The sequence below is a fragment of the Shewanella holmiensis genome, assembly GCF_025370255.1.
Taxonomy (GTDB): domain Bacteria; phylum Pseudomonadota; class Gammaproteobacteria; order Enterobacterales; family Shewanellaceae; genus Shewanella; species Shewanella holmiensis.
Genome location: NZ_JAMTCD010000023.1, coordinates 50,977 through 63,336 on the forward strand (window position 1 = coordinate 50,977; position 12,360 = coordinate 63,336).

General features: G+C 38.7%; 7 protein-coding genes and 1 pseudogene. 4 read left to right on the forward strand and 4 right to left on the reverse strand.

The window, feature by feature from the left end; all coding sequences use genetic code 11:
• Positions 1 to 6: 6 nt before the first annotated feature.
• The 3 genes from NE535_RS15325 to prmB all read right to left on the reverse strand — a co-directional run bounded on the left by NE535_RS15325 (position 7) and on the right by prmB (position 3,287).
• Entirely contained in the window at positions 7 to 1,185 is a 1,179-nt protein-coding gene (locus tag NE535_RS15325; RefSeq protein WP_261299472.1) for an MFS transporter, read from the reverse strand.
• The gene (aroC, locus tag NE535_RS15330; RefSeq protein WP_261299473.1) at positions 1,186 to 2,280 is read right to left on the reverse strand and encodes a chorismate synthase; all 1,095 of its coding nucleotides are present in this window, start codon (positions 2,278 to 2,280) and stop codon (positions 1,186 to 1,188) included.
• Between the two features lie 62 nt (positions 2,281 to 2,342).
• The gene (gene prmB, locus NE535_RS15335; protein ID WP_261299474.1) at positions 2,343 to 3,287 is read right to left on the reverse strand and encodes a 50S ribosomal protein L3 N(5)-glutamine methyltransferase; all 945 of its coding nucleotides are present in this window, start codon (positions 3,285 to 3,287) and stop codon (positions 2,343 to 2,345) included.
• 79 nt (positions 3,288 to 3,366) lie between these two features.
• Here prmB and smrB point away from each other — a divergent pair, with 79 nt between their 5' ends.
• Positions 3,367 to 3,894, forward strand: a complete 528-nt coding sequence (smrB, locus tag NE535_RS15340) for an endonuclease SmrB (RefSeq protein WP_261299475.1) — start codon at positions 3,367 to 3,369, stop codon at positions 3,892 to 3,894.
• Positions 3,895 to 3,929: 35 nt separating this feature from the next.
• Here smrB and sixA read toward each other — a convergent pair whose 3' ends face one another.
• Positions 3,930 to 4,397 (reverse strand): phosphohistidine phosphatase SixA, encoded by a 468-nt coding sequence (gene sixA / locus NE535_RS15345; RefSeq protein ID WP_261299476.1) that lies wholly within the window; start codon positions 4,395 to 4,397, stop codon positions 3,930 to 3,932.
• Between the two features lie 188 nt (positions 4,398 to 4,585).
• Between sixA and NE535_RS15350 the strand changes: the two genes are divergently transcribed.
• From NE535_RS15350 to NE535_RS15360, 3 genes and pseudogenes are all read left to right on the forward strand, one after another.
• Entirely contained in the window at positions 4,586 to 7,372 is a 2,787-nt protein-coding gene (locus tag NE535_RS15350) for an insulinase family protein (protein ID WP_261299477.1), read from the forward strand.
• Between the two features lie 283 nt (positions 7,373 to 7,655).
• Complete coding sequence (locus NE535_RS15355) at positions 7,656 to 11,984, forward strand: EAL domain-containing protein (RefSeq protein WP_261299478.1); 4,329 nt, start codon at positions 7,656 to 7,658, stop codon at positions 11,982 to 11,984.
• A 95-nt stretch (positions 11,985 to 12,079) separates the two neighbouring features.
• Positions 12,080 to 12,360, forward strand: a pseudogene (locus tag NE535_RS15360) (hypothetical protein); the annotation flags it as partial.

Here is a 12,360-nt window from a genome sequence, read left to right on the forward strand (position 1 = left end):
CTCAGTCTATTCCGCGTCGAGGCGTGGTGCTTTGCCATTCATATTGGGAATAAAAAACACCAAGATAGCCGAGGTAAACGCACACGCTGCTGCAAATAGCCACACATGCATCGCGCCACTTCCGTCGCCCCAAATATGACCACTCAGCCAAGTACCTAGCGCCCCACCGACACCAAAACTAATACTGGCATACATGGCTTGCCCTTTACTACGATGATGAATGCCAAAATGGCGATGAATAAACTGAATCGACACAGCATGAGTTAAGCCAAACGTAAACGCATGTAGTGCTTGGCTCAATAATAGTAAAAATAAATTATCTGGATAATACCCTAAAAGTAACCACCTTATTGCAGTTAACAGTGTGCTTACTACCAGCAACAAACGTAAACCATATTTGCCAATTAACTTGGAGGCGAATAAAAATATGGCAATTTCAGCCACAACACCAACGGCCACCATAATGCCAGCAACGGTTTCAGAGTAACCAATTTGCTTAAGGTAAAGTACAAAAAAACCATAAAAAGGGCCGACACTCATTTGCAATAATAAAGCGGAAAGCAAGAATAATACGATTGATTTGTCTAACTGCAGCTTAGGACGATCTGCGGCGTTTAATACTGCCGCCCTTGTTGAGGGCAGAGGTAAAGCAGATAGTAACAAACCAATAAACAGCATCATGCCAATATAAGGCAGTACTTCAGCGCCAAAGCGTTCAATACCCACCCCGGCAGCCACAACCAGAACAATATAGCCGACACTGCCCCAACTTCGGATAGCGCCATATTGATTCGCTTTGTCACCTAAGGTTTCAAGCGTGATCACCTCAAGCTGCGCTAAAATAGCATTCCAAAAGAAGGTATATATAGTCAAACTGATGGCCAGATACCAAAAACCACCGTTAAAGAAAAAGCTGATAAACGTCAGTGCTGCACAAAAAGCACCTAGTTTAATTAAGCCAGCCCTCATACCTGTTCTATCGGCTACTATTGCCCATAGATTGGGAGCGACGATCCGCGTGGCCATTAAAATCGCTAATAAGGAACCTATCTCTTGCGCATCAAAGCCGCGGGCGTCAAAGAAAACACCTAGGTACGGCACTAACACACCTAAAATAGCAAAAAAGAAGAAATAACAAGCCCTGAGCCAGCGAAGCTGCAACTCAGGGCTAGAAGAGATTGGCATTTAACGCATTCCGATTACAGGGGTTTCGCTGTGTACATCTTGGTTTTGTGCACGATGGCGTAATAGATGATCCATTAATACAATGGCTAACATCGCTTCAGCAATCGGTACCGCGCGTATCCCAACACAAGGATCATGTCGACCTTTAGTAACAACGTCGGCAACCTCACCTTGCGCTGTCATGCTTTTTCCCGGCACGCTAATACTTGATGTAGGCTTTAAGGCAATATTGGCAACAATTGGTTGGCCTGAAGATATGCCACCCAATACCCCACCGGCATGATTTGACTCAAAACCTTGTGGTGACATTAAATCACGTCCTTCAGAGCCTTTTTGGGTAACAACACCAAAGCCATCACCAATCTCAACACCTTTGACCGCATTAATGCCCATCAAAGCATGAGCTATATCGGCATCCAAGCGATCAAATACTGGCTCACCTAATCCCACTGGCACACCTGTGGCAGCAACTGTAATTTTAGCGCCAATCGAGTCGCCCGATTTTTTCAGTTCACGCATGTATTCATCCAACGCATCCAATTTGGTGGCATCTGGAAAGAAAAAGGCATTTTGCTCTACTTGTGCTAAATCGATTTGCTCAGCACAAATAGGACCTAGTTGTGATAAATAACCATGAATATCGATACCGTGAACGGCTTTCAAATACTTTTTAGCAACCGCACCAGCGGCAACACGCATAGCGGTTTCACGAGCAGATGAGCGCCCACCACCACGATAATCGCGTAAACCATATTTTTGTTGGTAGGTATAATCGGCATGGCCAGGACGAAACAAATCTTTAATATTTGAATAATCTTGGCTTCGTTGATCGGTATTTTCAATCAGTAAACCAATTGACGTACCAGTGGTTTTACCTTCAAACACACCGGATAGAATACGCACTTCATCGGCTTCACGACGCGCTGTAGTATAGCGAGATGTGCCAGGACGACGACGGTCTAGGTCATGTTGCATATCTTCAACGGTCAATTCCAATCCTGGAGGACAGCCGTCAATAATACATCCAAGCGCCACGCCATGGCTCTCACCAAATGTGGTCACTACAAAGTTTTGCCCGATACTGTTTCCTGACATGCGCCCTTTATCCCTTCACAAATAAAAACTTAACAGTGTAATGTTACACTAATACAGCGTTATTATTCACTATCTTTATAGATGGCGAAAAGTGATTCATTTTCAACTAGCTGATCACGGGTTAATACAAACACACCGTCACCGCCAAATTCAAAATCAACCCAGGTAAATGGTACATCAGGGAATTGTTCCATTAAGTGCACCATTGAATTCCCCACCTCAACCACTAACAGACCATTTTCAGTCAAATAATCTGCTGCATTGGCTAAAATGCGCTTGGTTAAATCCAATCCATCACGACCTGAAGCTAAGCCAATCGCGGGTTCGTGATGATACTCGTTTGGCATATCGCCAATATCATCTTCATCTACGTATGGTGGGTTTGATACGATCAAATCGTAGTGAGGCCCTTTGGGGATAGCCGAGAATAAGTCAGACTGGATCGGGAACACGCGTTCTAATACGCCTAGGGTTTCAATATTAATTTGCGCCACTTCTAATGCATCTTCACTAATATCAAGCGCATCAACTTCAGCGTCTTCAAATGCATAGGCACAAGCAATGGCAATACAGGCACTACCCGTACACAAATCCATAATGCGGTTAACAGGCTTGTTATAAAGCCATGGGCTAAAATGATTATTGATCATTTCAGCAATTGGCGAGCGAGGGACTAAGACGCGCTCATCAACGAAAAATTCTAATCCAGCAAAACGCGCTTTATTAGTCAAATAAGGTACAGGCAAACGCTCACGAACTCGGCGAATAATCAACTCAACAATTTTATGCTTTTCACTGCTGGTTAAGTTTGAATGAATCACTTGCTGACCAATTTCATCTGGTAGGTGTAATGCATGGAAAACTAATGCTATGGCTTCATCCCAAGCGTTATCAGTACCGTGGCCATAATAAATACCAGCATCGTTAAAGCGGCTTACAGCCCAACGTAACATATCGCCAATGGTACGCAGTTCAGTGACTGCTTCATCTACAAAAATTTTATCCAAAACACACTCCTACAAAATAGTTCTGCTGCATTGTAACTGATGTCTATTAAGATGGCCTAGAATTCAATACAATATCGCCATGAATGACAAAAATATCACTGATTTCGAGTCGTTTAGTGATCTTGTCGCCGGCATAAAGCCGATTAAGCAACAAGCACATCACTTCAAACAACCCGTAAAAACCAAACAGCAAGTCGAAATAAAAGCGCAGCAAATTCATGCTAGCAGCTACTTTTCTGACACCTATCAACCTTTACTTCCGGTAACGGGCCCGATGCGTTGGGCAAATGAAAATGTTGATAAAATTGAACTTAAGCGTTTACGTCGTGGTGATTATGTTCCTGATTTACTATTGGATTTGCATGGTTTAAGACAGTCAGAAGCCAAACTGGAACTTGCGGCGTTGATTCAAGCTTGTGTGAAACAAAACAGTATTTGCTGTAGCGTGATGCATGGTTATGGTATGGGAATTTTGAAGCAGCAAATACCAATGTGGTTAGCTCAGCACCCTAAAGTCAAAGCGTTTCATCAAGCCCCAAAAGAATGGGGCGGCGATGCAGCACTATTGGTATTAATCGATATTGGTGATCAGCCATATAGAAGATAATCGTTAAACCAAACAAACCGTTTAATAAATAAACCTTAACCAGCAAGTGGGTAATTCATTCCCACTAAACTAGCCACTTCCATATGCTTATCAATTTGCACAAAAGCTGATGTGGCAAAAATTGGAGGTTCGACCCCAGCAACAAGTTCACTCACTAAAAAACCGACTATCGGCATGTGAGTAATCACTAGCACGGTATCGGCTTTGTATTGTTCAGCGTAAGCAAGAATAACATCAGCGGCCCTTCTTGGGTCGCCAGCAGGTGTAATATCATCCAATACCACACATTTTCTCGCTTTAGGTAAGTGCTTACTCACTACCTGCCAAGTTTGCTGAGCACGTAAATAAGGACTGACTAAAACCAAATCTAGCTGAGAAATGTGGTTACTGAGTAAACCGGCCATTTGACCTGTTTGATATCTCCCATTATGCGTTAACATCCTTTCGCGATCCGATGGCGCATCAAAACTGGCTTCACCATGACGCATCAAAAACAACTGCATACAACACTCGATTTCAATCTGATTTACTCGTGAACCAATTGTAGCCTCATTAAGACGCTGATGAAACCGTTCACAGACAAAAATTAACTCAACTTTAGTCGATAAACAAAATAAAGTATCGCGAGTTATTTGCTAAAAACTGATAACAATATCAATATATAACTAGAACCGTTACCTGGAGTCTTCACTTGTCCGATTTTCCAGCAATACATACAAGTCAAAATGATCATCGCTTATATCGTTATATCCGTCTCTCGAACAAACTCCGGGTATTATTGGTTGAAGATGTTCAATCGAATCAAGCTGCTGCCTCGATGGCCGTTCAGGTGGGACATTTTGATGATCCTGTCGAACGACCCGGTATGGCGCACTTTTTAGAACATATGCTTTTTTTAGGGACAGAGAAATATCCTGATCCTGGTGAATACCATGCTTTTATTAATCAACATGGTGGTAACAACAATGCCTGGACAGGCACTGAGCAAACTAACTTTTTCTACACCATCAATGCTGAAGTGTTTGAAGAGTCGCTCGATAGATTTAGCCAATTTTTCATCGCGCCAAAATTTGATATTGAATTAGTCGATAGAGAGCGTCATGCGATTGAGTCAGAATACAGTCTTAAGCTAAAAGACGATATTCGTCGCGTCTATCAAGTACAGAAAGAGAGCACCAATCAGGCACACCCCTTTTCTAAATTTTCGGTAGGTAATTTAACCACCTTAAATGGTCCAGAGTCCGTTTTACGTGAAGAGTTACTGGCATTCTACCAACAACAATATTGTGCAAACATCATGACATTGTGCTTGGTTGCCCCCGCCTCTTTAGACCAATTAGAGCTATGGGCCAAAACCTATTTTGAAGCGATAGTCAATCGCGAAGTAAGTAAACACTACCCTGAAGCACTCCTGGTGACCGAGGCCGAGCGCCTGAAACAAATCGCAATCGTGCCACTAAAACAACAAAAACGTATTAGCGTTAATTTTGCCCTCCCTGGTATTGACCAGTTTTACAAACGTAAACCGTTAACCTTCATCAGTCATTTACTGGGTAACGAAAGTCCTGGCAGCTTATTGTCTTATTTAAAAGAACAAGGCCTTGCAAACAATTTATCAGCTGGCGGTGGCATTAATGGCTTCAACTTTAAAGATTACTCTGTCAGCGTTCAACTAACTGACAAAGGTTATAAAGCCATCGATGATGTAGTGAAATGTATTTTTGAATATATTCAACTGATTAAACTCTCTGGATTAGAAGATTGGCGTTATCAAGAGCGCGCAAATCTTTTAAATACTGCATTTCGATTTCAAGAACAGATTAAAGCATTAGATCTTGCCAGTCATCTCAGTATTAATATGCATCATTATGCCCCTGAAGATGTGGTATACGGTGACTACCGCATGGACAACTTGGATATAGATGAAGCGCGTTCGTTACTCAATCTTATGCACCCGCTGAATATGCGCTTGCAAGTTGTCGCACAAGATCAAGATACCAATAAACAAGCAGCTTGGTATCACACACCATATAAGGTGTCTGATATAGCGCCTTCAAGGTTAGATTTTTGGCAACAAGCAGAAATCAGATCTGAATTAGCACTGCCTCAAGCGAACCCTTTTATTGTGCCTAATCCTCAAGCGCGATCAGAATTAAGCCAAACACCAGTCCCAGTGATTGTTGCTGAGGGTGAAGGATATCGACTTTGGCATAGGAAAGATGATGAATTTAATGTTCCCAAAGGACATTTATATTTATCGCTTGATTCACAAAAATCCAGTATGTCGCCTCGCCATGCCACACTGACCCGACTTTATGTTGAGCTGTTACTCGATTATTTAACTGAGTCAACCTATCAAGCTGAAGTGGCGGGCCTAAACTATAATATCTATCCACATCAAGGCGGAATTACATTACATCTCACTGGTTTTACGGGGAATCAAGAAAGTTTACTCGCGCTTATCATTCACAAAGCACGTGAGCGTAATTTTACTCAAGACAGATTTAACATGATCCGTAAACAAATTTTACGCAGTTGGCATAATGTCGCTCAGGCAAAGCCCATTTCACAATTATTTACCAGTTTGACAGTAACTCTACAAAAACGCAGTTTTGAACCAGCAAGAATGGCTGAAGAACTCGAAACGATTACTTTAGATGAGCTACATCAACATGTGAGCGACTTTTTTGAAAAGGTCTATCTAGAAGGACTGGTATACGGTGATTGGTTAGTCTCTGAAGCTCAAGCATTAGGGAAACGTCTTGAGCATTTGTTGTCTTTGGTATCAAAACCAAGCAATGAATCGTTAAGAGAGCTGGTTGATTTGCAGGGTGTAGGCACCTTATTACGAGAAAAAACCATTCAACATCAAGATAGTGCCATCATTGTCTATTATCAATCGACGAAGGCCACTACCGATAAGATGGCGTTGTTTAGCTTGCTGAACCATACAATGTCATCAACGTTTTTCCATGAATTACGCACAAAACAGCAGCTAGGTTATATGGTTGGCACCGGGTATTTACCCCTTAATCGCCATCCAGGAATGATTTTTTATATCCAATCTCCGTCCACAGGGCCAAGGATTTTACTTGAAGCCATTGACGAGTTTATTGCCGATTTTAGTTATGCCGTTATGCAAATTACCAATGAGCAGTGGGAAAGTACCAAACAAGGGCTGATTAGCCAAATAATGGAACATGACGCTAACCTCAAAACTCGAGGGCAACGTTATTGGGTAAGTTTGGGTAATAGGGACTACCAATTTGACCAACGAGAAAGTGTCGCGGCTAAAGTTGAAACATTAACCAGAGCTGATTTAATTAAATTTATGATGCAACGTATGCGCAGTAAGCATTGCGACCGTTTAGTCTTGTTCAGCTGTGGCGAACAGCACTCAAGCCAACAACTAATGTCTAACAATATGATTTCAGACTTGAGAGCGTTTAAGCAAGCTGCTGAAAAATTTAACTTTTAGCATTACCACTCTGTTCTTGAAAAATTTAATGTAAATCATCAACAACAGCGGCATCAACATAAACCACTAAGTTTCAGTTTGTTATTAGCGTAAACCGCTAAGTATGGCTAGATATTATGAGTTAAATGTCGCTACGGATGAATACCCAGGGATTGGGGTTGGTACATAAAAGCAACATGCAACTCATTTTGGTTAACAGATTTTTGACAAATACCATAGATTCTGAAAAAGTAGGCAACTAACTACTTTTACTTGGCATCTCCGAGAATAAGAAAAACAAATTATGCCTAAAACTCTCCAGAAAACAATTTTTATCTTTGCATATTTATTGAGCTTTTTTTTAGCCGCTGAAACACAGTCAATAGAAAATATTGCCAACGAAATTAACAGCAAAATTCTATTGAACTTTAAACGATTTACTGTTGATGAGGGTTTGAGTCAAAACACCGTCACTAGCTTTGTAAAAGATAAGCAAGGATATGTTTGGATTGGAACTATCAACGGCTTAAATCGTTTTGATGGTAAAGAATTCAAGCAATATTTCGCAAATGAGAGCAACAATTTACCTAGTTCATTTATAAGAAATTTAATTGTCGATGACGATGGTGAAATTTTAATTGGCACTGATAATGGCTTAGTAAAATTTGATGAAAAAAATGAAGGTTTCATAACATTATATAACAGTGAAATAATTAACAACCAAACTATTTGGTCGCTGGATATATATAAAAACAATATTTATATAGGATTGCATAATTCATTAGTTGCTCTTAATTTAAAGTCAGGGGAGTTTGACGTAAAAGTTAAAAACGATAAACTTCGTGAAATTAAAAAAACCATTGGCACCGAAAAAGGCATTTACATTCGAAATTATGAAGGAGATATTTTTTATCTAAAAAACAATTCCATATCAAAAATTGACAGCGAAACTATTGATATAACAAAAATAGGTAATAAATTATTAATTTCAAAGGAAAACAACTCTTACTACATTTCAGAGGACGAAACTAAAGTAAACATAAATATCAGCCTAGGTAAATTTAATGAAAACTTATTAAAAAACAAAGTCAGTTCAACACATAACAACATAATTTACAACATCACCAGTGAAAAAGGTGCAATAAAAATAATAAAACAAGGAATAATAGACCCTAAACTATACAACTTAAACAAAAGCATTTTTATACACACAGAAAATGAAATATTTGCTAGCGACTTCAACAGTGGCTTCATTCTAATTAAAGATGATTACAACTACTTTAAAAAAACTGTAATAAATCTAAAAAACATTTGGTCTATATCAAAAAATAATTCAAAAATGTTAGTTGCATCTGATGGAAATGAAATCATTGAATTCGACAGTAACTTTAATGTTACAAACAAATTTCCGACGAGTTTTACACTAGGACCTAAATTTATAGCATCTTCACAGAATTATATGGCTATTGGTTCTAAAGATGGATTGGAAATAATTAATTTAAAGACGAAAAAATCAATAACAATATCAAAATACCATATAACACATGTCAAATTTGAAGAAGATAACTCAATCACAGTCGGCACATTCAATGGGGATATTATTTCTTTTACTAAAGAAGGAACATTAATTGAAAGTTTTTTCTCTAGCAAAAAATATCCTATTTATGATACTTTAAAAATAAACAATGATATATGGATAGCATCACAAGCAGGTTTAATAAGAAAATCTAAACAAAAAATAGAGTTAATTTATGGGAAAGAGTTAGTTTTAAGTTTGCTTGATGATGGAGAAAACGTTCTATTTGGGACTAGAGGTTCACTTCTAAAAGCAAAGAAAAATAGCAATGATATACATACAATTTTTAATCATAACAAAATAATCTACTCAATAATAAAAAATGACAATTTAATTATCACTTCGTCAAGTGGTGAAGTAAACATCCTAAACACTGAAGATAACTCATTAAAAACTTTCACAAGTGAAAATGGAATATTTAATGATTACAACATAAAAAGCAGCTTGCAGTTTAATGGGAAAATTATTTTAGGTAGTCCAGATGGCCTAAGCATAATAAGCCCTGATAATGTATTATTATCAATAAAAAACAAGCCTGCTGCAGAAGTAATATTTCAAGATGTATATTTATTTAACTCCCCATTGAAGGTCGGGAGTGGAGTTTTAAATGAAAATATAAATACGGTAAAGTCACTAGTATTAAAATACTCAGACTATCCTTTATCCATAAAGTTTTCCACACTTATTGAAGACCCCAGCAATTATGAGTTCTACTATAGCTTAAAAGGGTTAGATGCGGAATGGCTTCAATCAAAAGGTATAAACTCAGCAACATATACCAACTTATCACCAGGCGAATATATATTTGAAGTTTATGCAAAAAGTAAAGTTTCCAACATAAAAACAGATAAAAAATCAATACACTTAACCATAACCCCTCCTTGGTGGTTATCACTAAGAGCAAAGTGTGTTTATGCACTAACATTTATTATTATTATGGGATTAATAATCCGTGCAGTCTTACGTCGTAGGGAAATACAAAAACAAATTGCGCTCAGTGAAGAACGTCTCAAACTTTCCCTCTGGGGCAGTGGTGATGAGATGTGGGACTGGGATATTGAAAGCGGTAAAATCTTCCGCTCAAATATTTGGGGAACGTTGGACTTCCCTCAAGATGGACGCAGATCCGGTAAAATCGGTGAAGAAAGTAATATTCACCCGATTGATCAGCCCAGAGTTCAAAAAGCGCTGAATGATCATTTCAGTAATATCACCGATCACTTTGAAATAGCGTACCGAGTGAAAGGCAGAAATAATCAATGGATGTGGATTCTAGACCGAGCAAAAATTGTAGAACGCGATCAAAAAGATCATCCAGTGCGAATGACTGGCACAATTAAAGATATCAACAACATTAAACAAGTCGAAGAGCAACTTAAGCTTTTTGCCCGTGCAATTGAAAACATTTCTGAAGGCATGTTCATTCTGAATCAAGATTATGTGTTTGTTGAAGTCAATGAAGCCTGTTGTGAAATTGCATCATGCAGTCGCGATAACTTTATGCAGCAAAAGCTAGCATTTACCCGTTATCCAGAATCTTATTCAGAGCAAATTAGAACAGCGTTACGTCAGCAAGGCCGTTGGAGCGGAGAAATTGAAGCAAAAAAAGGAGATAACAACTTCTTTTTGATGGAATTAACCATCGATGCCATTTACAACGAACAGGGCGAAACAAGCCACTATGTGGGCGTATTTTCTGATATTACTCGTCGTAAACAGCAAGAAGAAGAGTTACGCAAATTAACCAACAATGATTTACTAACAGGTTTACCTAACCGTTCTAGTTTACAAGTTACCTTAAATAATTTGGTTAAAAAGGACATCCACCATACTTTAATGGTTTTAGATTTGGATAACTTTAAGCGTATTAATGACTCCCTTGGTCATCAAGTCGGTGATGAGTTATTGATATCTGTCGCTGAGCGGATTAAAAAAGCCATCCCCAGTCATGCCAGTTTATATCGATTAGGCGGTGATGAGTTCGCACTACTGATTGATCAAAACCCTGACATTGGGTCAAGCGCGATGATTGCCTCAAATATTATTCAATCCCTTAAACCAGCATTTGACCTTAATGATGAAAGTTTGGTACTTGGGATCAGTATTGGTGTGGTACTTTATCCAGAAGATGAGCAAAACGAGCAAGCGTTACTGCGAAAAGCTGATATCGCGATGTATCACGCAAAATCAGCTGGCGGCAATCGCTATCAATTCTATTCAGAGTCGCTTAATCAAAATGCTTTACGACAATTAGAGGTTGAAAATTTAATTCGTGAAGCCTTAAAAGAAGATTATTTTGAGGTGTATTACCAGCCGAAAGTCGATTTAAAAAGTGACTGTTTAGCCGGAATGGAAGCATTAGTAAGATTAAATCACCCAAAACACGGAATTATTCCGCCAAATGATTTTATTCCACTTGCAGAAGAAAACGGCTTAATTGTCGAAATTGGTGATGTTGTGCTTCGTAAAGCCTGTTTTGCTGCCAATAAGTGGCTTGAACAAGGTCTGTTTAATGGCAGAGTTGCCGTCAATTTATCGTCACGTCAATTTGCCCTTACTGATTTACAGCAAAGAATAGAGTCAATTTTACGTCTGACTAAGTTACCTGCAAAACATTTAGAGTTGGAGATTACTGAAGGGACTGTGATTAAAAACCCAGAAAAAGCGATTAAAGTGATGCAACAACTTGCAAAAATGGGGGTTAGCCTTGCATTAGATGACTTTGGTACAGGTTATTCATCATTATCCTACCTTAAGCGCTTCCCTATCAATTGTTTAAAAATTGACAAATCATTTGTTGATGACATAGACAAATCAGATCGCGACTTAAAAATGGTCGATTCTATTATTACGATAGCCCACAATATGGGATTAACTGTGGTCGGTGAAGGTGTCGAACAAAATGCACAGCTTAATATTTTAAAAGCATTAAATTGTGAAGAAATTCAAGGTTATATATTCAGTAAGCCTGTACCTGAAAAGGACTTTGAACAACTATTAGCCACTGACCAAGATAAGAGAACCCAATTTAAAACACAAAAACCAAACAAAAACTAAACTTTTATTCAACATTGGCACAGGAAATGCTTTTAGATTGTTAGTTGTCAAAAATAACAATTTAATAATAACCCTGAGCTAAGAGAGATAAAAAAATGATTAAAGGAATAATTGCACTTTCAGTAATAACACTTTTGTCGGTTACTACGACAACACCGTCTTCTATTTTAGGAACTCATACCGCAGGTGTGCCAAACATCAAAGTGTTAGAAACTCAAATAGCTGGTGTACCAAACATCAAAGTGTTAGAAAATCAAACGGCTGGTGTACCAAACATCAAAGTGTTAGAAACCCAAACGGCTGGTGTACCAAACATCAAAGTGTTAGAAACCCAAACGGCTGGTGTACCAAACATCAAAGTGTTAGAAACTCAAAT